The 23479-nt window shown below is 42.0% G+C and carries 23 protein-coding genes; 10 read left to right on the forward strand and 13 right to left on the reverse strand.

The window, feature by feature from the left end; all coding sequences use genetic code 11:
* Nucleotides 1-52: 52 nt before the first annotated feature.
* A complete protein-coding gene (locus ACOOEY_RS08695) occupies nucleotides 53-1189 on the forward strand; it encodes a formimidoylglutamase (RefSeq protein ID WP_420388279.1) in 1137 nt (378 codons plus the stop codon).
* Nucleotides 1190-1297: 108 nt separating this feature from the next.
* Here the strand turns inward: ACOOEY_RS08695 and ACOOEY_RS08700 are convergent, their stop codons facing one another.
* The 3 genes from ACOOEY_RS08700 to ACOOEY_RS08710 all read right to left on the reverse strand — a co-directional run bounded on the left by ACOOEY_RS08700 (nucleotide 1298) and on the right by ACOOEY_RS08710 (nucleotide 5360).
* Nucleotides 1298-2500, reverse strand: coding sequence for a hypothetical protein (locus tag ACOOEY_RS08700; protein WP_420388280.1), 1203 nt, complete (start codon nucleotides 2498-2500; stop codon nucleotides 1298-1300).
* Nucleotides 2501-2617: 117 nt separating this feature from the next.
* On the reverse strand, nucleotides 2618-3343 hold the full coding sequence (locus tag ACOOEY_RS08705) for a LytR/AlgR family response regulator transcription factor (RefSeq protein WP_420388281.1): 726 nt from the start codon (nucleotides 3341-3343) through the stop codon (nucleotides 2618-2620).
* Entirely contained in the window at nucleotides 3336-5360 is a 2025-nt protein-coding gene (locus ACOOEY_RS08710; RefSeq protein WP_420388282.1) for a tetratricopeptide repeat protein, read from the reverse strand. The genes ACOOEY_RS08705 and ACOOEY_RS08710 overlap by 8 nt, the downstream gene beginning before the upstream one ends.
* Nucleotides 5361-5596: 236 nt before the next feature.
* On the opposite strand from ACOOEY_RS08710, the gene ACOOEY_RS08715 reads away from it, so the two are divergent.
* Complete coding sequence (locus ACOOEY_RS08715) at nucleotides 5597-6787, forward strand: histidinol-phosphatase (RefSeq protein WP_420388283.1); 1191 nt, start codon at nucleotides 5597-5599, stop codon at nucleotides 6785-6787.
* Between the two features lie 55 nt (nucleotides 6788-6842).
* Here ACOOEY_RS08715 and ACOOEY_RS08720 read toward each other — a convergent pair whose 3' ends face one another.
* The 8 genes from ACOOEY_RS08720 to ACOOEY_RS08755 all read right to left on the reverse strand — a co-directional run bounded on the left by ACOOEY_RS08720 (nucleotide 6843) and on the right by ACOOEY_RS08755 (nucleotide 14017).
* On the reverse strand, nucleotides 6843-7343 hold the full coding sequence (locus ACOOEY_RS08720) for a DinB family protein (protein ID WP_420388284.1): 501 nt from the start codon (nucleotides 7341-7343) through the stop codon (nucleotides 6843-6845).
* Between the two features lie 121 nt (nucleotides 7344-7464).
* The gene (locus ACOOEY_RS08725; protein ID WP_420388285.1) at nucleotides 7465-7830 is read right to left on the reverse strand and encodes a hypothetical protein; all 366 of its coding nucleotides are present in this window, start codon (nucleotides 7828-7830) and stop codon (nucleotides 7465-7467) included.
* A gap of 93 nt (nucleotides 7831-7923) precedes the next feature.
* Nucleotides 7924-9255, reverse strand: coding sequence for a DUF58 domain-containing protein (locus ACOOEY_RS08730; protein WP_420388286.1), 1332 nt, complete (start codon nucleotides 9253-9255; stop codon nucleotides 7924-7926).
* On the reverse strand, nucleotides 9255-10244 hold the full coding sequence (locus ACOOEY_RS08735) for an AAA family ATPase (protein ID WP_420388287.1): 990 nt from the start codon (nucleotides 10242-10244) through the stop codon (nucleotides 9255-9257). Before ACOOEY_RS08735 ends, ACOOEY_RS08730 begins: the two co-directional genes overlap by 1 nt.
* The gene (locus ACOOEY_RS08740; RefSeq protein ID WP_420388288.1) at nucleotides 10231-11397 is read right to left on the reverse strand and encodes a DUF4350 domain-containing protein; all 1167 of its coding nucleotides are present in this window, start codon (nucleotides 11395-11397) and stop codon (nucleotides 10231-10233) included. The genes ACOOEY_RS08735 and ACOOEY_RS08740 overlap by 14 nt, the downstream gene beginning before the upstream one ends.
* Nucleotides 11394-12080 (reverse strand): hypothetical protein, encoded by a 687-nt coding sequence (locus tag ACOOEY_RS08745; RefSeq protein WP_420388289.1) that lies wholly within the window; start codon nucleotides 12078-12080, stop codon nucleotides 11394-11396. Before ACOOEY_RS08745 ends, ACOOEY_RS08740 begins: the two co-directional genes overlap by 4 nt.
* Before the next feature lie 28 nt (nucleotides 12081-12108).
* Nucleotides 12109-13077: a hypothetical protein gene (locus ACOOEY_RS08750; protein WP_420388290.1), complete on the reverse strand. Its 969-nt coding sequence runs from the start codon at nucleotides 13075-13077 to the stop codon at nucleotides 12109-12111.
* Complete coding sequence (locus ACOOEY_RS08755; protein WP_420388291.1) at nucleotides 13055-14017, reverse strand: stage II sporulation protein M; 963 nt, start codon at nucleotides 14015-14017, stop codon at nucleotides 13055-13057. Before ACOOEY_RS08755 ends, ACOOEY_RS08750 begins: the two co-directional genes overlap by 23 nt.
* A 148-nt stretch (nucleotides 14018-14165) precedes the next feature.
* Between ACOOEY_RS08755 and ACOOEY_RS08760 the strand changes: the two genes are divergently transcribed.
* Complete coding sequence (locus ACOOEY_RS08760) at nucleotides 14166-14879, forward strand: RDD family protein (RefSeq protein WP_420388292.1); 714 nt, start codon at nucleotides 14166-14168, stop codon at nucleotides 14877-14879.
* On the forward strand, nucleotides 14866-15108 hold the full coding sequence (locus tag ACOOEY_RS08765; protein WP_420388293.1) for a cytochrome b5 domain-containing protein: 243 nt from the start codon (nucleotides 14866-14868) through the stop codon (nucleotides 15106-15108). Before ACOOEY_RS08760 ends, ACOOEY_RS08765 begins: the two co-directional genes overlap by 14 nt.
* A 439-nt stretch (nucleotides 15109-15547) precedes the next feature.
* On the opposite strand, the gene ACOOEY_RS08770 is transcribed toward ACOOEY_RS08765, so the two are convergent.
* On the reverse strand, nucleotides 15548-16264 hold the full coding sequence (locus ACOOEY_RS08770; protein WP_420388294.1) for a peptidase: 717 nt from the start codon (nucleotides 16262-16264) through the stop codon (nucleotides 15548-15550).
* Between the two features lie 214 nt (nucleotides 16265-16478).
* Here ACOOEY_RS08770 and ACOOEY_RS08775 point away from each other — a divergent pair, with 214 nt between their 5' ends.
* The 4 genes from ACOOEY_RS08775 (at nucleotide 16479) to ACOOEY_RS08790 (ending at nucleotide 20958) form a co-directional block, all read left to right on the forward strand.
* A complete protein-coding gene (locus ACOOEY_RS08775) occupies nucleotides 16479-17297 on the forward strand; it encodes a TolB family protein (RefSeq protein ID WP_420388295.1) in 819 nt (272 codons plus the stop codon).
* 3 nt (nucleotides 17298-17300) lie between these two features.
* Nucleotides 17301-18506 carry a S41 family peptidase gene (locus ACOOEY_RS08780; RefSeq protein ID WP_420388296.1) on the forward strand — a complete coding sequence of 402 codons (1206 nt, stop codon included), beginning with the start codon at nucleotides 17301-17303 and terminating at the stop codon, nucleotides 18504-18506.
* Nucleotides 18507-18525: 19 nt separating this feature from the next.
* Nucleotides 18526-19239 carry a hypothetical protein gene (locus ACOOEY_RS08785; protein ID WP_420388297.1) on the forward strand — a complete coding sequence of 238 codons (714 nt, stop codon included), beginning with the start codon at nucleotides 18526-18528 and terminating at the stop codon, nucleotides 19237-19239.
* A gap of 231 nt (nucleotides 19240-19470) precedes the next feature.
* Nucleotides 19471-20958 (forward strand): TlpA family protein disulfide reductase, encoded by a 1488-nt coding sequence (locus tag ACOOEY_RS08790; protein WP_420388298.1) that lies wholly within the window; start codon nucleotides 19471-19473, stop codon nucleotides 20956-20958.
* A gap of 13 nt (nucleotides 20959-20971) precedes the next feature.
* On the opposite strand, the gene ACOOEY_RS08795 is transcribed toward ACOOEY_RS08790, so the two are convergent.
* On the reverse strand, nucleotides 20972-21466 hold the full coding sequence (locus tag ACOOEY_RS08795; RefSeq protein ID WP_420388299.1) for a hypothetical protein: 495 nt from the start codon (nucleotides 21464-21466) through the stop codon (nucleotides 20972-20974).
* 173 nt (nucleotides 21467-21639) lie between these two features.
* On the opposite strand from ACOOEY_RS08795, the gene ACOOEY_RS08800 reads away from it, so the two are divergent.
* Both ACOOEY_RS08800 and ACOOEY_RS08805 read left to right on the forward strand, forming a co-directional pair.
* Entirely contained in the window at nucleotides 21640-22713 is a 1074-nt protein-coding gene (locus tag ACOOEY_RS08800; RefSeq protein WP_420388300.1) for a sensor histidine kinase, read from the forward strand.
* Nucleotides 22710-23474 carry a LytR/AlgR family response regulator transcription factor gene (locus ACOOEY_RS08805; RefSeq protein WP_420388301.1) on the forward strand — a complete coding sequence of 255 codons (765 nt, stop codon included), beginning with the start codon at nucleotides 22710-22712 and terminating at the stop codon, nucleotides 23472-23474. Before ACOOEY_RS08800 ends, ACOOEY_RS08805 begins: the two co-directional genes overlap by 4 nt.
* The last annotated feature ends 5 nt before the right edge of the window (nucleotides 23475-23479 follow it).

Below are 23479 nucleotides of genomic sequence, written 5' to 3' on the forward strand. Positions count from 1 at the left end.
ATAATTGTCCATTGAAATCCTATATCTTTATTTTTGGATTTCAAATACGCCCATGAACCTGAAACTCTTCTTTAAAGCTGCTGAAAAAATCGATGGCCTTCATGAGTCTGCACTTGGCAACAGCATTAAGCAACTCAATGACGAAAGTCTCGACATTACCAAAACCAACCTGGCCATAGTAGGAGTAACAGACAACAGAGGTTCCTCAGTAAATCTGGGGGTAAATGGCGCAGCAGACCAGATCAGAAAAAAGCTTTATAAACTTAAAAAAGGGCACCGAACCTATAGAATTGCCGATTTAGGTAATCTGCACAATGGAGACACCTACGAGGATACGATGGAAAGACTCAGGGAAGTCTGTGAACATCTCATGGCCGCCAAAGTAACTCCGATTATTATCGGGGGAACGCATGACCTGGCCCTGGCCCAATACCTGGCCTATGAATCGAAGAAGGATCTGATTTCTGTCCTGAGTGTTGATGCCAAACTGGATGTTGAAGTACAGGGTGACTCAAACGAAACATTTCTCTCCAAGCTTATCACGCATAAGCCCAACTTCATGTTCAGCTATAACCACCTCGGCCACCAGGGCTATCTCGTGGAATCAGGTGCACTGACTGCTCTGGATAAGCTCTACTTCGAATCTTTGCGCCTGGGAGAGTTACGTGAAAATTTTCAGAATGCTGAACCGGTTGTAAGAATGGCTAACATGATGGCATTTGATATCACCGCCATCCGGGCTGCTGATGCTACAGGAAATGCCAATGCCCAACCCTTCGGGCTTTCAGGTGAAGAGGCCTGTCAGGTGATGTGGTATGCAGGCATGAATGAAAAAATGAGCTCGGTCAGTATAGCAGAATATAACCCTGATTTAGACGACCAGCACTTCTCAACTGCTGGAGTTGTGGCCACCATGGTCTGGTATTTCATTGAAGGCTACTACAACAGAAAAGATACAGGACAATTTAACTCAGACCAATACACAAAATACACCGTAAGCTTTGAAGGAACTGACGATACCATGACCTTCTATAAAAGCAAACTCTCTGAAAAATGGTGGATGCTGGTAAACTATGGCGACAAGATGATGGACAGGGCCTACATACCCTGCTCCTATGAAGATTACACCACTGCCACTCATGGTGACTTTCCTGAACGATGGATCAAAGCCCAGGGCAAACTGATTTAATTTTAGCAACTCCCTAAACGCAAAAGTCGGCCCCTCCACCATCCATGGAGAGGCCTTAGTTTAGATTACTAGTAATCCAAACACCTCAACTATCAATGCAACCAAAGATCAGTTAGCATCGAAAAACTCTTTCAGGTAATTTTTAGCTGCTTGCGTTTTCATATAACCGGCTGCCGCAGAAATTCCTCTCGGAGGATTCGAGGCATTTAATAGCTTGTTAAATGCGGCTTGATACATATCCCTTTCGTATTCCTCTAACTTGCCGTCTTCAACATACCACTCAAATACGCTCACTTCGGAGGCCACCCATGGGAGATTGCCACTGTTTTCTATAATTTTTTGGTAGTTCTCTAACTGAAAATCCATGTAAGTATTAGTAGTGGCAACATCAAATGGAGGAAAGATGGCAAACTCCAGCTCATCGAATCCGGCATAAGACATTTTGTTCCAAAACCTTCTTTCTTCGATCTCATAATTGGTGTATAAGTGTGCCACCACAATTCCATTGTATTGAGCTTTAACTGTGCTGAGCACGCGATTCTTAAAATCATTGGCAAACTCAAGAATTTCTTCTTCCGGGGCGTTGGCAAGAAAACCATCATCATAGATACCCCCTAGCTGAGTAATGAAGAGCTCAAATTCCAATGGCCATGGAATATACTTTTCGGCTTTCATCATCTCTGCGGCCTTAGCTTCGGCTTCCTTTTCAGGCAAGTATTTCTCTACAAACCAGGTTTCAAATTCACTTTTAGAGTTAAAAACAGGCATGTCAATGAATGGAGGGTAAAAGTTGACGAAGACTGTGGGTAAACCCATTTCTTTCTCTCTTAAAAACAGCACTGTGGTTGCTCTGAGCTTTTTATCCAGATGATCTAAAGGATAAGGGACTATTATTTCCCCACCATCAGGCCCGCCATATGGGGGCACGCTTGTAAACAAAGCAGCTGATTCATTGGACCCAAAATCATCGATCAATGACTGGTTATAATTGATGAGGTTAGTGATATAGTCATACTCAGGATTGTTAAATTCATTCTCCTCCCCATCCGGGTTAAACCATGCCAGAGCTCGTTTTTCAAAGGCCGGAAGTTCAAGGTACTCAGCCTCATTAGTAAAGCGTGCAAGTGCTTCCCAACTCGGTATAGTGTCGCCCAAGGTCTTAAGAATTGTAGTTAGGGATGCAGTATCATAGAAGTTTTCGGGAAACTCATTTATAGGAACTTCTGGTTGAGGATCCATATCTGCATTTTCACTGCAGGCCCAAAACATGAGCAGGGCTGCAATCATGATTAAATTCAATAGCTTTTTCATATTCGGATGGTTTTAAATGTGCATCCAAGTTGAAGCTTATTGACAGGCTCATTTTTGAAATGTAAGTGAATGGCTGAATTCTGTAAGCGAATGTGCCGGGGGATGTAAGTGAGGATACTAATACCTCTTCAAAGAGCTGTAAAGTTCTTCTTTGTAGCTTCTTCCAAGAGGGATTTCGTGACCATTAATGATCACTAATTGCTCCTTTTCGTGAATGCTGTCTATTTTTGAACGATTGACCACATAAGCTCGGTGCGTTTGAATAAACAGGTCTGAATTCAGCTCGTTAACCATGGCTTTAACTGTGTGACGCGAAACCAGCTGATGACCGGGAGTTACTATTTTGCAGTAATTGTCACCTGCAGCTTCTATCCACAGAATATCCTTCAGTAATATCTTTTGCAGCTTATTGCCTGATTTGATGAATACGGATTCATCATTGGACCTGTCGGCAAATTTGGGTGCTTCATTTGGTCTTTTGCTTAACGCAAGAGTGACTGCCGCTTTGAGGTTATCCGTTTGCACAGGCTTCACCAGATAGGAAACCGGAGAAACTTCAGCGGCCTCAGCCATGGTTTCTGAATCCCTGAAAGAGGTGGTGAATATGACTGGTGGACCTTTTTGCTCAGAGAGTTTTTTAGCTATGGTAATCCCATTGTTTTTCCCGGGTAGAGAAATGTCCATCAATACAACATCGGGAGAAGACTTGAGTATTTCTTCCAGTGCCATGTCGCCATGATCGCATTCACCCGCTACAACAAAGCCGGCCTCCTCAATACTCAACTTGGTATTTTCGGCATGAATGAGTTCATCCTCAACCACAAAAACGCGAATCTCAGGCATGAATTAAATATACTAAAAAGGTGGTTCCTACGCCTTCCTCAGACTCTACCTCAATTCTCCCTCCATTCATCCTGGTAAATTCAAAAGCCAGATTCAGTCCCAGGCCGGTTCCCTTTTCGTTCTTTGTCCCCCTCCTGATCTTTTCTTCACTGATTTCGAATAGCTTTTCTTTCATAGCTGATGGAATTCCAATGCCCGTGTCATTCACTCCAATAATTACCTCATGGCCCTCTTTCTTACCGAAAACATAAACCAAACCAGATTCAGTAAACTTGATGGCATTGGCCATCAGGTTGCGCAGAATTACATAAAAGCTCCCTCTGTCTGCCTTAACTTTGGTATTTTCCTCAACATCAATCTTTATTTCCAGTCCTTTAGCTCTGGCCAGAGGTTCAAAGGTCTCAGCCAGTTCGGTAATAAGGGGCTTTACCTGAATGACTTCAGGTTTAGGATCATATCCCTGCAGCTGATCTACGGACCATTGAAGAAGGTTATCCAGTAAATGACTGAGATTATTGGCATTGTTGTCGATCTCAGAGGTCACCGACTCCAGCTTGGCTTCATCCTTTTTAGCCATAAAATGCTTCAACAGCCTGCCTGTTCCCTGAAATGCGCTGATATGCCCTCTTAAATCATGAGATACAATAGCGAAGAATCTGTCTTTGGTCTTGTTGAGGTTTTCCAGCTCAATGTTCTTTTCGCTGAGTTGAGCCCTGCTCTGGGCGATTTTTCTGTAGAAGTAAAAGGCCAGCAGAATAAAAAGAACAGCACTGATGAGCAATGCAAGAAAGAGGTTTCTTTCAGAGTTAGCTTTCGAGAGTAATAAGGATTGAAGCTCCTTTTCCTGGTTCAACTGATCTATCTCTGTTTCCCTTTTCTCGGCTTCATAGCGTGCACTGAGTTCCTCTATTTGCTCCGCTCTTTCGATTGAATAGAGCTCCTTATCAACTTCATTATAGAGCACAGAATACTCAAAGGCCTTCCGATAATTACCCAGGCCTGAATAGGCTTCATAGAGATTTTTATAGCTGCCGGAAATTACCGTTTTGGAATCCAGTTTCTGACCTATTTCCAAGGATTTCTGCGATGTACTAATCGCTTCATTGAATCTTCCAGCTTTTACATATCCAAGGCCCAGATACATAAAACCTAGTCCCTCTGAGAGTTCATTTCCAATTTCCCGGTTAGTTTCTATCGACTTTAGCGCATAGGCAATCACCTGTGAAGCATTCTGTAATTCTGAATAACCAAGTGCCAGGTTATTATAAATCTTACCCAATGAGAACAAGTCGTTCATTTCAGCGAAAGTTGGCTCTATCGCTCTGAAATAGAGCAAGGCCTGTTCGTATCGCTTTTTGGCCATTAGAATATTGCCTAATCCGTTTTTGGCTTTAGCCACATTGATAGTATCGCTAATAGCCTCGGCCTCATTTAGCGCCAGGGTAAAGTACCTTTCTGCATTGGTGGTATCACTCTGATTGTCATAGGTGATAGCAACATTGAGCAAAGTAGAAGCTAAATCTACATCGGCCGAAGTGGAATTACCACTTCTAATCAGGGCCTCCTTAATTCTGATTGCCTGAAGAAAATTCTCACTGGAGGTAACCCAATCCTCGGCATAGAGATAATTCATACCAATGTTGTTCAGGGTATAAGCCATGTTCAGGGAATCACCCAACCCTTCATAATAGCTGAGGTTCTGCCTCATATATTCACCAGCTTTTTCAAAATCTCCTTTGATAGTATAGGCTATGCCCAGGTATTGAATACCACTGCTTACCTGCTTGGGCATGGACAGGGTTTCTCCCAGCTCCACGACTTTTTCAGCATAGTATATAGCCGAATCCACTTTGGAATAGACATATTGAGCGAAAAGTTGCTTGGCGGAATTGAGCCTGAGGGTATCGTTGGAACCGGAGTTAACCGTAGATCGCAGTTGGGAAATGTTCTGCGCGCGGACCTGTGAAGACAACAGTATGCAAAAAAGTAAGGCAAGTTTAAAAAGTGTCTTCATCATAGAATGTTAGTCTAAAATAGTCATTTCCATGATGAAATGGGGCAAAACGAAAAGGCTCTTACACCGTTTGTGTCAGAGCCTTCTGCTGGGTCATTAAAATAAATGGTTTTTTTAAGCTTTATAAATCTTTTCCGACTATGAGATTTATTTACTTGTACTTAATACTCGCTTCACACTGAATACCCTATTCTCTTCAAATATTTTTTAGAACTTGCTTTCTCTCAAACCATTGAACTATGAAAAAGCCGGTCTACCTCTCCCTACTTTTTGTATCCTGTCTATTAGTGGCAAGCTGTGAGCAGAATGAAGAGAAACAACAATGGTTTAAAGGCAATTTACACACGCATACCTACTGGAGTGATGGAGACGCCTTTCCTGAAATGGTGCTGCAATGGTACAAGTCCAATGATTATGACTTCCTCAGTTTGACTGACCATAACACTTTACAACAAGGTGAAAAATGGAAGAAAATCCCTAAGAGTCATATCTATGAGAAAGCCTTCAATGATTATCTGCAGGCCTATGGAGAAGATTGGGTAGAATATACCAGCGATTCAAGTGGCACCAGAGTAAAGCTCAAAACAGAAGATGAATATCTACCCCTGTTTCTTGATGAGGAATTCCTGATCATCCGTGGAGAAGAAATTACGGACAGCTATGATGGCAAGCCTCTCCATATGAATGCCACCAATGTGCAGGAAAAAATTGAGCCCCGACATGGCAATTCTGTTTCTGATGTGCTTCAAAACAATATCAATGCTGTACTAGAGCAGCGTGAGGCAACAGGCGTTCCAATCATGCCGCACATCAATCACCCCAATTTTGGCTGGGCAGTTTCAGTAGAAGACATGAAAGCGCTGAGAGGCGAGAGATTCTTTGAGGTATTTAACGGGCACCCTTCAGTTCATAATTATGGCGATTCTGCCCGAATGAGTACAGAACAAATGTGGGATCAGATCAATATGGCCTACATAGAACGCGGCCAGCCATTGATGTATGGCATTGCCACTGATGACAGCCACTACTACCATCAGTTCGGACCACAGTTCAGTAATAGTGGCCGCGGATGGGTAATGGTCAATGCGGATCAACTTGATGCCGCCACACTTATTGAGGCTATGGAAGCCGGTCAGTTCTATGCTTCCACCGGAGTTACACTTAGTTCCTATGAAGTTGAAAACGGAGTCATTGATATAGATATCGCCAGTGAAGAAGGTGTGACCTATCGGTCTGAAATCATTGGAGTGAAGAAAGGCAAGAGTAACTCAGAGGTTATCGCCATCCACAATGGCAATGAGATAGAATTTAAAGTACCAGACGATGTACTCTTTGTTCGCGTGAAAATTGTGTCTTCCAGGTTGAAGGAAAATCCTTTTGAAGAGGGAGACTTTGAAACGGCCTGGACACAGCCCGTTATCCCTAATTAAGTTAAAAGCACCTCACCTGACTAACTTATGTAGTCAGGTGAAATGCCCTGAATACTTACCTTTCCCAGAAGAACGGAGGCTGAATATCCAAAGACCTTAGATAAACATAGGCCTGGCCTCTGTGGTGAATCTCGTTATCCACAAAATAGAGCAGCGTGGAATAGTTATGATTTTCATATTGGCCAAAAGCCACTTCAACCCTTTGATATCTCTCCGAAGTTATCTGCGGGCCATACTCATTAATCACTTCGGTTGTCTTATCCCAAAGTTTCAGTAGATCGGCCTTAGTCGAAGGCATATCCTTGGTATGATCAAACTCCGAAACATTTTCCCATTGACCTGATACCAGACTTTTAACTCCAGGCAGGGCGATATCAATGAGCTCCATGGCCATATGAGCAAAAGGTCTCATGCCACCAATAGAGTGATTAAAAAGTTTGTCTTCAGGAAAGGCTTCGATAACCCTTCTGGTCAGATTTCGATGACCTTGCCAGTGCTCAAGCATGGCTTCGGTTGAAATGAATAATTCTTGTTGAGTTGTGGTTGGGGTTTCCATGTGAATTGATTTAAGATGTTTTGTTTGTTTTTACATCTCAAAGGAAAACCACAATGGTGACAGCCCTATGTCAGTAGGATTTAGAGTGACCAAAAAACTTAAGACTTTTTTTGAGAGAAGATTAACGGAAGGGATATTTCTTCAAAGACACCAAGCCGGAAGCATTTTTCTCATACTTTCCAATGACTGCGCTGTTATAGGATTCGGGGAAATAAGGAGCTGAACTATTGAGCTTTGCAGGATAATCGCTTCCTTCCATAAAATAAAAAACCTCCGTAGTTCCCAGCTTGGTATAAGGCTGCAAATTGCCGTAAGCCTCTAAATCCGTCCAGACAGAATCACTAACCGTCACCACAGAAACTCTCCTGACTGGTCCGGTATTATTCTCATTTCTGTATGTCGCTACTTCGTTAAACCTGGTATTCAGGTCAGCCACACCCCTCTGACTAAAGGCATTCCACAACATAATGCATATGATGAGTGCCACTGCAAGAAATAAGAAGCGCTTAGTTTTCAGAAGTATTGTTTTTTAGTAGGTTTTAGGAATATCAGCCTAAAGATATCATAAGACATGACCTTGTCATACCACTCCTCTGGATTTCAGTTCCAGGTATTTATTGATGGTATTGATCGTAAGATTCTGTGGTGGCGTCAGCACTGAGTAGATACCATACTTCCGTAGTTCCTTTACAATCAGTTTCTTCTCATGCGCATACTTCTCTGCAATAGTCTTATAATAGATATCCTTGACAGACTTCGGTTTACTTTCCAGTAGCTCTTTCAGCTCGGTATTTTCAAAGAAGACAACTACCAACACATGGTTCTTCGCCAGGTTGGAGAAGTATGGCAATTGCCGTTCTAGTGCTGCCATTGATTCAAAATTGGTGAAAAGCAACAGCAAACTTCTCTGTGTCAGCTTTCGCTTGACTGCCACAAACAGCCTGGAGTAATCCGCTTCTTTATAAGCCGTTTTCTGATTATAAAGCGACTCCTGAATCAACTGCATCTGCTTGTTGCGCTTACTGGCCGGAATTACTGTACTTACCTTATGTTGAAAGGTGATCATTCCCGCCTTATCATCCTTCTTGATGATAATATTGGTCAGGGCCAATGTGGCATTAATGGCATAATCGAGCAGGCTCAAACCTTCAAAAGGCATCTGCATTACTCTGCTCTTATCAATCAGGCAATAGACTTGCTGTGAGCGCTCATCCTGATAGTTGTTCACCATCAGTTGACCTTTTCGGGCAGTTGCTTTCCAGTTAATGGTTCTGAAGTCATCACCCGAAACATATTCCTTAATCTGCTCAAACTCCTGGTTATGTCCCAGCCTCCTGATCTTCTTTACCCCCTGCAAAGTAAGCTGATTGGAGATGGCCAGCAGTTCGTACTTACGCATCTGGATATAAGAAGGGTAAACCGGAATCATCACCGGTTCTGCAAACTGAAACCTTCTTGAAATAAAGCCAATCGGACTTCTTGCGAAGATATTCACTCTTCCGAAATGATATTCTCCACGTTTAACAGGCCTGAGTTCATAATTAATGGCCTTAGATTCTACAGGCGCTATAGAGATGTCAAAGTTAGCTTCACGCATCTGAAACTGGTCAGGCACCTCATCAATTACCTTCAATTGCGTTTTGAACTGGTAATGATTCTGAATGAAAATCCTGATCGGGTTCTGATCGCCATTGGAGAACTTCTCAGGAGTGAAACGAGTAGCGGACAACCCCTTTTTCACCCTGAACAATAGCATTATATCTATCAGCACAAGGCTCACTAAAAGGTATAGGAGTGCCCTGGCCAGGCTTTCGAAAACACCAAAGGTGTAGCCAAACAAGGCGCATACCACCACTACACCAATGGCAGCAAATAATCGGTTACTCAGATATATGGCCCGGAGTATCTTCACTATCTGGGAACCTCCACTTTGTCTACTATTTCCTTAATGACTTCATCAGATGAAATGCCTTCCATTTCACTTTCAGGAGTCAGAATTACTCTATGTCTCATGACAGGAACAGCAATGTATTTGATGTCCTCAGGAGTTATAAAATCGCGGCCATGCATGGCGGCAAATGCCTTTGAAGCAACCAAAATAGAAACCGAAGCCCTAGGCGATGCTCCGAGTATCAGGGATACATGCTTTCTGGTGGCTGCCACTATTTCAGCAATGTATTTCAAAATTTCCGGTTCCACATGTACCTGCCCAACCAGGCTTTTGAAGCTGGCAATATCTTCAGCACTCAAAACAGCCTCTATCTGGCTTAGGTCTACTGCCACTCTTTGTTCATGATGATTCAGCAGGATGTCAACTTCCTGCTCAACCGAAGGATAATCGACATTAAGCTTGAATAAGAACCTGTCCAGCTGAGCTTCAGGAAGACGGTAAGTACCTTCTTGTTCGATTGGGTTTTGAGTAGCTATGACAAAATAAGGCTCTGTCATTTTTCGGGTTTCCCCATCAACAGTAACCTGCCTCTCCTCCATCACTTCAAACAAAGCTGCCTGTGTTTTGGCAGGCGCCCTGTTGATCTCATCGATGAGCACAATGTTGGAGAATATCGGCCCTGCTTTGAATTCGAAGTCTGCATTTTTCTGATTGAAAACAGAAGTTCCCAAAACATCCGATGGCATGAGATCAGGAGTGAACTGTATCCTTGAAAAATCCGCTTTTATGACCTTTGCCAATAATTTGGCCGACAATGTCTTGGCCACTCCGGGCACCCCTTCCAATAGCACATGACCATTCGACAAAATACTGACGAGTAGCATATCTACCAGCTCCTGCTGGCCAACAAGCACTTTTCCAATTTCCTGCCTCATGGCCTGTAACTTGGCCTCGAGTTCACTTAGGTTTAACCTTGACTCAAATTCCGGTTGATCTTCAATTTGTTCCATAAATATTTTCGAGTTGGGTGTTCAAATATTTCAGTTGCTCGGCTGTTACCGTTGGCTGTTGTCTCACTTTTTCTATGAGGTCGAACAGTTTCTTCAGTTCGACAATGTCTTTTCCTGATTTTGCACTGAGCTTCTCAAAGAAGTCTTTATCCATTTGCTGGAAATTGAGATAGTACTTCGTTCGGATGAATTCCATGAAATACTGTATTTTCTTCTCAGCAATGTCTTTATGGTTACCACTTTTCAAATAGAGGTTACCGATAGTTTTAACAAACTCAAGTGAGGTATTTCTCAGTGGCTCAATTATCGGGATGATCCTTTGCTTGCGCTTGGCTTCGAAAATCATAAACAGAAAGAGCGAAATGATGGCAACAAAATAGGCAAACTTGAGTGACGAAGTCGTCAGTATAACTCTCATGGGAGTCTGATATTCCAGCCTTCCCAATTGATAATATTCGCTCCAAATGGTTTCTCTCTGAGGCAGTTGACTTAGAAGCGTTGAAGCAAACTGTGCGTTATCTTCGAAGAAGAGATAGTTGTTCGTGAAAGCCAGTGGAGTTGTGGAAAAAATAATTTTACCCTCACCATAAGGCACACTGATGGCGACAGGCTCATCGTCCTGATTGATTGCTAATACTTCATGTTCCAGGCTATCCAGGCCCGTAAAGTTCGATCTGATGGCATCTCGCTTAAACCTGTAACTATCACGACCGATTTTGGCATTTACAGTATCCTGATCTGCCGTGAGGACATACTGAAAATCGTTAGTTTCTATTTCGAAACGGAGGGTATCTGCCAGTGGTCCACCCATATAAGCAGCCGAAATAAATGCAGTCATCCCCTCATTGACCGCCTCTAATAATACCTCCGTATCTTCAAGAGGCAAATAAACCTGATCCGCGAAAATGATGAGGTTTTTGGAAGACAATTCCTCTTCCTGGATTTCATAAAGTGTGAGATTGAGTGACTCAATTTCGTCTACGCCCATAAAATCGGGAAGTAGCTCCTTTAAAACATAGCCACCATAAGGGTTCTTGTCTTTATGCGAAAAGGTATGGTCATAACTGGTTGGCGGGCGCTGACTCTGCTGAATGAGAAAAAGCACCAAAAACACCAGTATGATGATCGCATAGTATTTTCTCTCGCCCTTCATGCCGCAACCTCCTCTCTGGTGACCTTTTCAATCAGTTTCTTAGCAATCAGATGCGCCTTCTCATACAGTGGCTTGTCGATCACAAAGTCTCCATACCAACCATAATCGAAGTAATAACAAAGGTCTTTGAATTGGGTACGCAGCGTCTCCTGGTTCAGCTCATAGAGGTATTCATAGTTGGTCTTTCCAGGTTGCCACTCAATAAGGTTAGCCTCATTCATGGCCCTCAGTGTTTTGAGATATTCCAGCCTGACGGCCAGGCGATAGTCTTGCTTTTTCAGGGCATCTTCCAATAGCTGATTGAAATCGAGGTCGTGAATATTTTCTTCCAGAAACTCAAAATCTGACTTGCCTTTATCAGAAGTACCATAGAAAACATCTCTGACTTTGATTTTGAATATGTTGATAATGGCAATCAGCAAAAGGGCAAAGAGGAAGACATACATGAACAGTTTACCTACCGGACTACCGGTAGCCTGAAATAAGGAACTGATCAATCTGTTGAGGAAGTTCAGAAAGCGTTGCATCAGAGATGGCGGAGCATTCTTAGACTCTACATAATCAAAATCTCCACTCTCCTTAAGCTCCTTAATTTTGGCCTCATCGAGCTGACGTACTTCAGAGGTTTGAGGCTCCTGCACAGGCACAGCTGATAGGGCCGGACTCAGGGGCCAGGCCATCATGAATATGACTAATATGATCAGCAGGCGATTAATGGTACTCTTCCTCCTCTTCGTTATCTGTAGACTCCGTACCAAAGGCATCAATCTTTCTCATCAATGCCGTGGCATCCTTTTCCTCAGAAAGACTGAAGTATTGAATAGTCAGACCCACCAGCGGAACGCTATAGGTGATGAAAGAACCCAACAGAAAGATGATTCCAAAAAGATAATTCAGCAAGATGACATAGGTTGGTGTTTCTTCCATCAGGTCTGTGCCGGTAGTGGTAAAGTAATTGGCAAAAAGGCTCACATAGAATGGTATGGCAAAGACCATAATCACCACATTATAGATGAGCATAAGTAGAATAAGCAGCCCGAGGGAAGACCACCAGTGTCCCTTCAATAACCTGAATGACTTATTGAGTGCTGTCCCTATACCTACTCCTTCAAAAATTTGTACGGGCAATGCTGTGAACATCACTGTCATGTAAAAACCAATGAAGATATAAACCAAAGGAATAGTCAGGAATGAAAGGATTACCGTCAACAATGCCATCGGAATCATGATCACCAGATAGAGAATGAAAAAGATGATTCCATAAAGAAAAGTTGTTCCGAAAATGCTCCAGTAAACTTTTTTGACTCTCGCCCATACATCCTGAGTAGTATAATCAGCACTACCATTTTGCTCATAACAGCGAACGCAGGCATAAATAGTAGAAATGATCATAGCACCGGCAAAGGCCATCATAAACATAAAGCCGAGTGCCGACATACCGATAGACATGACCTCATTCATGCTGGAGTCTACACCCGCATTGGCATTGATCCCGGCAGCGAAGGAAGCGGTGAAAATATTTGAGACCAAAAAGGTGCCTACCAATGCAAATGGTCCACTGAAAAATAACAGACTCTTGAACAGTGGTTTTACATTAAGTCTGATGAACTCAAAAGTGCCTTCCAGTTTCTGGCCGAAGCTTCTTGTTCTCCTTAATTCAAATAATCTTTTGGCGCTCATTGGCTATTTTAATTGGATAAAGAATATAGTAGTAGATAATAAAGAGTGCTGAACCTAAAATGATGGTTCCGCTGATCACCCAGGGCATAGAAGTATATCTCGTGAAAAAGCCTTCAATAAACCCGGCCATGATAAAGACAGGCATTAAACCCATGACGATTTTCAATCCCCGGATAGCACCCTTTTTAAACGAAGCCATTCGCGAATAGGTACCCGGAAAGAGTATACTATTTCCCATGACAAAACCGGCCGCTCCAGCTATCACTATTGCCGACAGCTCCAGGGTACCATGCAGCATTACTACTTTAAAAGCTTCTCCCATAAATCCCTGCTGGGATAGAAAAGTAAAGAAACAACCAACCATTACCCCATTCTGGAATAAGAGGAAACCCGTTCCCAAAGACAGTATTAATCCGGCAGCAAAAGCAAAAAAGGAAACACGGACATTATTGAAGGTTATTCCGAAGAAGGAATCCATCTCATCCTCCCTGCCATAAACAGCCAATACATCTCCTTCTTCTATGTTCTCAAGCGTCATGTTCACATAGCCATCCCCCAGAATTGTCCTCACAAAGTCAGGATCTGCCTGCTGAGAAACCACACCTATGGCAATAGATATAGCGAAGATGATAAATGCATAAAGCAGTTTAAATCGTGCATGATACATGATCAGAGGCACTTCGAATTTCCAGAATTCGATAAAACGCTTTCGGTCTTCTGCTTTGTTCTTGTAGATCTTGCCATGAATTTTGGAGGCCAGATCATTCAGGTAGATGTAGGTTCTGCTTTCCGGATATTGCGTGCGTGCAAAGGCTAAATCGTCTGTCACCTGAATGAATAATTCAGAAAGCTTGTCCGGCTCAGCATTTGGATTGAGAAGCAGCTTTTCAAACTCCTCCCACTTTTTCACATTCCGCTTTACAAAAGCAGACTCACGCATGGATTTATTTTTAAAGTAGAGCATCCAATATACAAAGCCATTCGAAAAAGATTGTGGTTTTACATCAGTTCTACATCTGTGGTAAGTAAAATTTCTTGCTATTATTACAGAACCATAAAATTGAATCCGAAGTCATCGTCTACGCGCTATGCAAATCAGTATCCAGACCGCCCAGAATGTAACCATTGAACACGACAAAGCCGGGGTAGGTAATAGGATATTGGCCTTTTTGATTGACGCAGCTATCATTACCCTATATAGTATTGGGGTTAATTATGTAATGGACATTGTCGGCTGGTTCGATAGTGTATGGATGAATATTCTGCTCTATTTTCCCGCATTCTTCTATGATCTGTATATGGAAATCCTGAACAACGGTCGCTCTATTGGCAAGCAAGCCATGGGACTGAGAGTTGTGCGATTGGATGGCAGCTCCCCCACCATTGGCGGATATATTCTACGCTGGATTCTAAGGCCAATCGATGTTTGGCTGAGTGGAGCCATTGCCATTATTTGCATTGCCCTGACTGAAAACGGTCAGCGCCTGGGTGATTTGGCTGCCGGTACCACTGTAGTGAAATTGAGAAAGACGGAAAAAGTGAGCCGTTTACAGCTTGTAGAAAAAATGGAGGAAGACTATGAGCCGGTATTCCCTGAAGTAAAGATTTTGACTGACCAGGAAATTAACCTGATCAAAGAAGCTTTAAGAATGCAGGCTGATCATACTAACTCCAAACCCGTCATGCTCATGACAGAAAAGGTAAAAGAAAAACTGGAAATAGAGTCGGAACTCCGCCCGACACAATTTCTGTACACCATTCTGAGAGATCACACTTACTACACCACACGTGAGCAGTCTTAAGACCTACACCAAAGCACAACTGGCATTAAGGAACGGGCAAGACAGGGAAGAAGTGTGGGTGGCCTACGAAGGCAAAATCTACGATGTCACTAATTCCAGACTTTGGAAAACCGGAAAGCATTATGAGCACTGGGCCGGCCAGGATTTAACTGATGAATTACCAGATGCACCGCATACTGAAGAGGTATTCAAAAGATTCAAGCAGATTGGAGAACTGGCAATTGGCTAATTTGTAGATGATTCTGATTAACCATAAACTCTTTGTGTTTTGATTCAAAAAATACTGGCTCTTCTTGGCTGTGGGATAATCTTGATCTCTACTTACCTGTATATATGGAAAGTCAGTTTAATGGAGCTTGAATTCGGTCTTAATCACGGAGTGAAAGCCAGAGCAGTTGGCTTGTGCATTGGAGCTTTTATTCTTGGAACGATGTTAACCGCTGAACTCAGTTACAAGCTTTTAGGCTATGTACTGATCTTGGATTCCTTTTTAGTAATTGGCAATGGATTTCTGAGAAGGGACATCTTTGATAGTTCAGCTCGACATAGACCCTTGATAGTTATCTTTAGTTTGATTGCGTTTGTATTTGGTACTGTGGTATTGTTGATTTAAAGAAACTCACATTTTCAAATCAGCTCATCACCAAATTTTCAAATTAATCAATCAACTATTTACCACCATTAGCCGCTAAATCCGAGAGGCAATTCGCATCGAGGGATGGTGGGCTGCTCATTCCCAGCAGGTCGCTAATTCCAGAAGCACTTTCAACGGAGAAATACATCAGGCATTCTTCATTATCGCAATGTGCTCCATTGGCCTCATCCTGATGCGGTGTCTGCATTTCTGAACCATTATTAACCAGGCCGAGGATATGGCCCAGCTCATGTACCAAAACAGATGAGGTTAAAAGCTCGGTAGAAACCTGTCCGACTCCTCCTGATAACTCTTCAATTCTTTTTTGAAAAAGCACCATAGAAGTATTGCGATGTGCAATACCCAATACATTTTCATTTTCATCATAATTGCCATCGGCAAAGTAGAAATAGATGGCCAGTTTGCCGTCTTCAGTAAAAGTCGTCCTTGATTCGTCTTCTATGTTTCTCAATTCCTCCAGGGTATAAGAGGCTTGTCCCGGGGCACTGGTTTGTGACACACTAAGCGTAATACCTGCCGGTTTGTTCAACCTGCTGTTCATAAAGTTCTGCAGGTAATTGATACTTTCCTGAGGTGGTGCAAACCCTTCGGCATATTGAATCTCTACCTGCAAGAAGCGGTAATTGGTTGAGGATAACAGATCATTGGCAGAAGAGCCGACAGGACCGAGGTTCAGGTTAGAGTTTCCTCCTCCAGATGGATCAGCATCATCGCTGCCACAAGAAATCATTAAAAAAGTACTTAGCCCTAAAAGGCAGATGGTTAAAAATCGAGCTGAAAATCTCATACAGATATAACCTTCAGATGTAGTTAATGTTGCAATTTATCCAGGTTGAACGAATATAGGAGTGGTCTAACGCTTTACCCCTTTTCTATCTACTTATCACATCACTTGCATGTAGTTTAAGCCTCAGATGTAGTATTGCAGCCTAAGCAACAAACAAATGAGGTCAGTTTTAGCCGGTTTAGCAATGGTTATATCAATGTATTCCGTTGCCCAAAAAGACTTCTCACCGTCAGTTTCTCCAGATGGCAAGAGAATAGCTTTTTACAGCTACATAGATAATGTACCTCAAATCTTTATCATTAACCTGGACGGTAGTCACAAGGAGCAGATCACCAAATCGAACCTCTGGAGTATTGGTCCTGTCTGGTCAGCCAAAGGTGATCAAATTTATTTCTCACAAGGTGAAGGGATGGGTACCATGGATGTAGCCTCAATTAATCTTCAGACCAGGGAGATCGTCAGAACTCAAAAAGAAGGAATGCAATTTGGGCTCGGAGAATCAGGAAGTTCCATACTATGGGCTTCCCGCTCCGATGGCTTCAAATTTTACACCTCATCAGACATCAACCTGGGTAATCAGCGAGAGATAGTCACTGAATTTCAGCAGTACTGGGTAGCGAAAAGCGATAATTACACCATTATATCGGTTAGTGATGAAGGCAAAGAAGGCATTTACCTAAAAACAGGAAACTCATTCAAACAGCTGTATAAAATCGGTGGAGTTAAAAACCTCAGCATATCCAAAGATGAAAAGAACATTGTTTTTGAATCAGCGGCAACGGGTTCATCAGATATTTATATGGCATCTATTGATGGACGTCAATTGAGGAATCTGACTCGTTCGGAATTCACTGACTATATGCCATCGCTCTCCCCAGGATCTGACTTTATTATTTTCTCTTCTAACAGAGCCGAAGGGTTTCAACTCCATAAGCTGAACCTGGAGAATAATTCAATTGAACTTATTTCATATTAAGCTATGCTCAAAAAGACCATTATACTTTGTCTCATTTTAAATGCTTTCAGCTCATTCGCACAGAGCAAATCGGAACAGATTGCCTTTGTAGTTCAACAAATTGCCCAAACCATTGAGCAGAACTATGTCAATGAAGATAAGGCGAAAGAAATTGCAGAGGCCCTCCGGTCAAACATAGGCGAGTATGCACTCATGGAAGAAGAGGCTCTTCTTGCTCAGATTAATATAGACATGCATGCCATACACAACGACAGGCATATTCAGCTGATTGAGGCTAATGCCGGCCCTTCACTTCCATGGAAACAGAAATTTATTAAGTCTATCAAACTTCTTGACGGAAATATCGGGTACTTAAAAATCACCAATTTTCCCAATCCCGATGAACAGGTCTACTCTGACATTGCTTCTGCAATGGCCTTCTTAAAAGATAGCGATGGCTTAATCATAGACATTAGAGGCAATCGTGGTGGACACCCCTCCACCGTTGCTGAAATTCTGGGTTACTTTATTGAAGGTTCAATGGTCTATGATCGGTTCTATGTGCCTAAAGAAGACAAGACATATGATTATGAAACGCACAAAAAGGTAAAAGGTGAAAAACAGGTTGGAAAACCCTTGTCGGTCCTGATCGATGAAAAGACGGCTTCGGTATCAGAGCTTTTTGCTTTTGCTGTCCAGAACCTCAAACTAGGAAAGGTGTATGGACAGTCCTCGATGGGCCTAGTCAATCTGGCTGGATATTATCCAGTAGCTTCGGGTAAATATTACCTGTTGTTATCCAAAGGCCGACAAGTCAATCCATTCGATGAAAATGGTCTGGAAAATTCAGGTGTTCAACCTGATGTTAAAACCAAAAATACTCTAGATGAAGCTCACATGCAGATGGTGGGTTCCATTCACGGTCAGCCTATGAAAGAGTGGTTATTGTCTGGAATTAAGCAAGAATGGAATATTGACAATGCCCAGAACCTGAATAGTTTCACAGGCCACTATGGCTCTATAGCAATTAGCATGGTTCATCAGGATCTGGTATATACAGATGCCAGCGGATTCAGTTATACACTGGTACGGATAAAAGACCAACTTTTTGAGCTGGAAAGCTCAAGAGAAGCTCGCTTTAGGGTCAGATTCGATCAGTCAGATAGCAGCAAGGTACTGACCAAGCTGTACTTTGACGGCAGAAAGGTGAGCTACAATTCAGAGCATTAAACTATAACCATTCATTCTTATGATGAAGAGATTCTTATTGGCCATACTCCTCATTGGTTCAATCCAGCAGGTATTGGCACAAAACACCTCTGCAAAGGAGGTTATTGAAGCCATGTACAACAAGTATAAAGGTCAATGGTACACCAACTTAACCTTTGTGCAAAAAACCTCATTCTATTCCAATGAAGAGCTTCAAAGGGAAGAGACCTGGTTTGAGGCCATGAAAATACCCGAAGCCTTAATTATTAAGTTCGAGTCGCTCGACTCTGGGAATGGCATGATTTTCAAAAATGACAGCATGCAGGTTTTCCGGAATGGTGTCATGGCCAATAGTATGAGAAGAGTGCATGATATACTGGTACTCGGCTTTACAGTATATGCCGACTCTCCCGAAAAATCTATTGCCAGGCTCGAAGAGGCCGGCTATGACTTTTCTTCCCTCACTGAAACCGATCAATATTACATCATAGGAGACCCATCATCGAAACAGGCCTGGATAGAAAAAGAAAGACTACTCTTCACTAAGTCTAAATCGATCAACCCTGATGGTTCTGAATCAGTAACTGAGTTCAATAAGTATGAAAAACTAGGCAAGGCCTGGATTGCCCCTGAAGTTGTTTTCTACCGCAACAATCAAATGGTAATGAAAGAGGAATACTATGAAATGAGCATAGCTAAAAAATTGGACATGAAAATCTTTAATAGCTCAAAATTCAAAGACAGCACATGGTAATATCAGATGAGTATACCTGCAGGTAATATTCATTAAGTTGTTTAGCAGTTAGTATGAGATAAGGGAATGGAATGATCATTTCATCCCTTATCATGCTGTTTACCCCAAACAGTTTTTGGGTAAGTCATTGGAGGCTTAAATTCATTTATGTCATCAGGTTCCAGGTTCTTTCATATCAACCGATACATAAGAAGAGCAGAATCAATTGCCAACATTTCAATCCCGAGATCAATGCCTACCAAACACTCATTCTTTATTATGCTGGTCATTTATTTATTGACCTCCTGTGCTTCAAGACAAGAAGAAAAGAGTAGCACAGTGACCATTACGGGAAAAGTGATCAACTATGATAGTCATGAGAATAAAAGTATTGTAAACGTAATTGTCAATGATAATGGTATAGCGAATCAGGTGAGCTATCCAGCCAAAATTGATTCGGAGGGATACTTCAAAGTCAAGCTGGAAAGACGTTATGCGCAAGATGTAATGATATCTTACCGAACTAATTTTAGGATTCTCATTAACCCCGGGGATAGTCTTTATGTAGAGTTTGATGGGAAGCTGAGCGACAGACTGAAAATCTTTGAAACGGTTAAGTTCAATGGAAGCGGAGCTAAAGTCAATCAACAGTTTAGTCAGTACCTAAAGCATTCCTTCGAAACAGAAGAAGATCCGGGTTTTGTCAATCAGCAGATTAAAGATTTAAACCTCTTAGAATACATCAGCTTTCACGATAGTTTAAAGGTTTCCAGACAACATTCAATAGAAGACTATCTGGAGAAAAACCCGACTACCTCTCCTCAGGTCAGGCAATGGATTAAATCCAGCCTTAAGGTTAGTATGTTCATGTCTCTTATAAATTATCCCAGACTGCATAAAAGATTCAATGAATTAGATGACTCATGGCAAGTTGATAGCCATTATAAAGAAGCAGTACTTAATTATGAGCCGATTACCAAACAGGACTTAATTTATTCTGATACGCGGTGGCTGATTAACAGCTTTCTGTACACGTATATTTGGAGCAGGGCCTGGCAGGTCTCTGATTCTACCGCAAAAGCCAACCCAGACTCTCTGATTTTCAATAGCATAATTGCATGGTCACCTGAAAAGGGTCTCCTTAAACAGCTAACCGCTAATGAATTTGTACATACAACTTTAGCACGCTACGACTCAAGTTTTTATAAAGACAATATAAATAGCATTGAATCGATCATTAAAGAAGACTTTCTGCTTGAACCAATTCATGAAAGATATGAAAGGGTAACAACTCCGGTCAGTAAATCAGATTTGTCTCAAGTTGACGCAATAGGAGAAGCTTCCGGAAAAAAGATCTGGTCTGAGATACTTGAAAAGAATAAGGGGAAAATCATATTCATAGACTCATGGGCCACTTGGTGTCCTCCTTGTATTGCTGAATTTCGATTCTCTAATGGTATAATGGAAAGCTACAAAGAAGATGACATTGCTTTTGTATACCTATGTCTCAGATCTAAAAGAAATAGTTGGGAGAAAATAATTGAGGAAAGAAAACTAGGAGGCCAACATTACTTTCTGGATGATGAGCAGGCGGCCTTTTTTGAACAACTTTTGGAAATTACCGGGTTTCCTTCTTACACCCTTTTGGATAAAGAGGCCAAAGTTTTCAGATCGGGTAATTCTTTGCGGCTTTCAAGTAAAACAACACAAGAGATAATCAATCAGCTGTTAAACAAATAACCACCCCAGTCAATCATTCTTCTGCATACCAGGAACCTACTATAGAGCGCTCGAACAATACTGATTCTCCATGATAACACAAATGTGAGCAGCCAATGGTTAATGTTTCTCCTGGCCCGATGAGATATTCACGTGCCATTTGCCCTGCCTCTCCCTTTATACTGAATGCCAGTTTAGTAACCACACCCATGGTTTTGTCTCCCTTGTTGGTCATGGTGAGTTTTTTGCCGCAGTCATCTTCGCCACAGGGACCCGAGGAGCTCATATCGATCAAGTCGCTTAGTGTATTGGGCAAATAATCTCCGTGCCATTCCTTTCTAGTTCCATCATCTTCCCTGAAGATTATTTGATCTATATCCAGAAGGGAAAGCTCAGATATATCTTTAACAGTCTCTGCTCCTTGTTCTTCTTCATCAGCGCTACCAGCAGACTTCTGGCCTGAAGAAGAACATGCATTAGTGCAGCAAATAATAAAGGAAGCCAACACAAAGATTTTTGCGATTCTCATGATTCTGACGTTTGAGTTGAGCATGAAAAATAGCAAGAAAAGCATCACAATAAACCCTGTTCGTCACAATCCCAGATTCCGCATAATCATAATTGAATAGGTTAGCAACCGGGTCCATAAAAGCCAGGAGATTAAGTATAATCCCGTAAATTACGATAGAGCCGGAATACCAAATGATGAACGGGGTCACATTCAAGTCTTCACATGCCATCCTACTAGCCAGCGGAGTGAGTATAGTTCTTATTTTGAGGCAATACACTGATCACCTCATCAATGGCTATGCCTATGAGTTCAGTTGGTTCACAGTAGCTACCAAGAATTTCATCAACTACCTATTGTGGGTTCCCTTTCTGAAGCCCATTCTAAAGCAATCTCAAGACTTTACTTTCAAGAAACTTCCTCTGGCCTTGCTGGCCAAACTACTTGTTTTTAGTGTCTTGATTGCTACTGCACACAGGGTTCTCGCCATTCGTCTTTTTGACGTGATATTCTATCTCAAACATGGTGTATTTCGAGCGTTCTTTGACCCCGGAAACAGAGTGGCCCTGGGAGCAGGTATCTTCTCCAGTTTTCTGGAATACTGGGTCATTATGTTACTAATTCTGGCCATCTCCTATTATACCTACTATACAAATCAACAGAAAGAACTGAATGCAGCCCGATTAAGTGCTCTTAAAATGCAAATCAACCCACACTTCCTTTTCAATACGCTCAATTCCATTACTTCATTGATCGACTTTGATACGCAAAAGGCCCAAAAAATGCTGTCACAGCTAGGGTTTCTGATGAGAGAACTTCTGGAGAATGATCAAAAACACCAGATCTCCTTTCAACATGAAATGGAATACATAAAGGCCTACCTCGAAATTGAGCATACCCGGTTTCAGGACAGGCTTGTACTCAGGTATCAGATTCAGGAAGAAACACTGGATGCGGAAGTTCCGGCATTGCTCCTACAGCCTATCGTTGAAAATGCCATTAAGCATGGGATTTCCAAAAGACCTGATGGAGGTGAAGTGCTGATCTCCTCCGAACTCTTACATATCAGTGGAGAAACCCATTTGAGAATATCTGTAATCAATGATATCGGCACACTCAATGGAGGTCAAATGCAAGGCTATGGTATCGGAATAGAGAATGTTTCGAACAGATTGAAACAACTATACGGAGAACATCATAGCTATACTTATCGCTCCGACAATGGACGTTTTATTTCAGAGTTAACCTTACCATTTCAGACCAGATGATAAGATCAATTATAATAGACGATGAGTTCCTGGCCAGAAAACGGATCCATAAGCTACTGGAAGACCATCCGGATATAAGTGTCATCGGAGAGGCCAAAAACGGAACCGAAGCGGTAGCACTTATTCAACTGAAAGAGCCCGATCTGATTTTTCTGGATATCCAAATGCCAGACTTCGATGGTTTCAGCGTAGTGCGGAAGTTAGCAAAAGGGAAGGTTCCTTATGTAGTATTCACTACGGCCTTCAACAAATACGCCATTGAAGCTTTCAACATCCACGCAATGGATTACCTGCTTAAGCCCATTGATAAAGACCGGTTCAATGAATCTATAAAGAAAGTGCTTCAACGCTTTGAAGCACACAAATCGGCAGAACTCAATAAAAAGTTGATGAAAATGGTGAAAGACTTTCAAGTACCTTCTGATGACGATTTCCTTTCCAGAATCATCATCAATGAAAGAGGCTGGGAGTATGAGGTTGATCTGGACGAAGTCACATTTATTGAAGCCAATGGCAATTATGTCAACTTAAATACACTCGATAAAACCTACCTCTACAGAATTACCATGAGTCACCTGGTATCTCAACTCAATCCGGAAGAATTCATCAGAGTGCATCGCTCATTTATTCTTAATAAGCGATACATAGGTAAATGTCATTACGTGAGCAACAATGAGTATCGGTTTGTGATGAAGAACGGTCATGAAATTATTTCTGGAAGATCATATAAGGAAGACATAGTCGCTACTTTCAGTCAGTAGTACTT

Source organism: Roseivirga sp., from assembly GCF_965216855.1.
GTDB lineage: Bacteria > Bacteroidota > Bacteroidia > Cytophagales > Cyclobacteriaceae > Roseivirga.

Excerpts from the sequence above, each read along its gene's own strand:
- ACOOEY_RS08695 (WP_420388279.1), top strand. The coding sequence starts at position 53 with ATGAACCTGAAACTCTTCTTTAAAGCTGCTGAAAAAATCGATGGCCTT.
- ACOOEY_RS08700 (WP_420388280.1), bottom strand. The coding sequence starts at position 2,500 with ATGAAAAAGCTATTGAATTTAATCATGATTGCAGCCCTGCTCATGTTT.
- ACOOEY_RS08705 (WP_420388281.1), bottom strand. The coding sequence starts at position 3,343 with ATGCCTGAGATTCGCGTTTTTGTGGTTGAGGATGAACTCATTCATGCC.
- ACOOEY_RS08710 (WP_420388282.1), bottom strand. The coding sequence starts at position 5,360 with ATGATGAAGACACTTTTTAAACTTGCCTTACTTTTTTGCATACTGTTG.
- ACOOEY_RS08715 (WP_420388283.1), top strand. The coding sequence starts at position 5,597 with ATGAAAAAGCCGGTCTACCTCTCCCTACTTTTTGTATCCTGTCTATTA.
- ACOOEY_RS08720 (WP_420388284.1), bottom strand. The coding sequence starts at position 7,343 with ATGGAAACCCCAACCACAACTCAACAAGAATTATTCATTTCAACCGAA.
- ACOOEY_RS08735 (WP_420388287.1), bottom strand. The coding sequence starts at position 10,244 with ATGGAACAAATTGAAGATCAACCGGAATTTGAGTCAAGGTTAAACCTA.
- ACOOEY_RS08740 (WP_420388288.1), bottom strand. The coding sequence starts at position 11,397 with ATGAAGGGCGAGAGAAAATACTATGCGATCATCATACTGGTGTTTTTG.
- ACOOEY_RS08745 (WP_420388289.1), bottom strand. The coding sequence starts at position 12,080 with ATGATGGCCTGGCCCCTGAGTCCGGCCCTATCAGCTGTGCCTGTGCAG.
- ACOOEY_RS08750 (WP_420388290.1), bottom strand. The coding sequence starts at position 13,077 with ATGAGCGCCAAAAGATTATTTGAATTAAGGAGAACAAGAAGCTTCGGC.
- ACOOEY_RS08755 (WP_420388291.1), bottom strand. The coding sequence starts at position 14,017 with ATGCGTGAGTCTGCTTTTGTAAAGCGGAATGTGAAAAAGTGGGAGGAG.
- ACOOEY_RS08760 (WP_420388292.1), top strand. The coding sequence starts at position 14,166 with ATGCAAATCAGTATCCAGACCGCCCAGAATGTAACCATTGAACACGAC.
- ACOOEY_RS08770 (WP_420388294.1), bottom strand. The coding sequence starts at position 16,264 with ATGATTTCTTGTGGCAGCGATGATGCTGATCCATCTGGAGGAGGAAAC.
- ACOOEY_RS08775 (WP_420388295.1), top strand. The coding sequence starts at position 16,479 with ATGAGGTCAGTTTTAGCCGGTTTAGCAATGGTTATATCAATGTATTCC.
- ACOOEY_RS08780 (WP_420388296.1), top strand. The coding sequence starts at position 17,301 with ATGCTCAAAAAGACCATTATACTTTGTCTCATTTTAAATGCTTTCAGC.
- ACOOEY_RS08785 (WP_420388297.1), top strand. The coding sequence starts at position 18,526 with ATGATGAAGAGATTCTTATTGGCCATACTCCTCATTGGTTCAATCCAG.
- ACOOEY_RS08790 (WP_420388298.1), top strand. The coding sequence starts at position 19,471 with ATGCCTACCAAACACTCATTCTTTATTATGCTGGTCATTTATTTATTG.
- ACOOEY_RS08795 (WP_420388299.1), bottom strand. The coding sequence starts at position 21,466 with ATGAGAATCGCAAAAATCTTTGTGTTGGCTTCCTTTATTATTTGCTGC.
- ACOOEY_RS08800 (WP_420388300.1), top strand. The coding sequence starts at position 21,640 with ATGATGAACGGGGTCACATTCAAGTCTTCACATGCCATCCTACTAGCC.
- ACOOEY_RS08805 (WP_420388301.1), top strand. The coding sequence starts at position 22,710 with ATGATAAGATCAATTATAATAGACGATGAGTTCCTGGCCAGAAAACGG.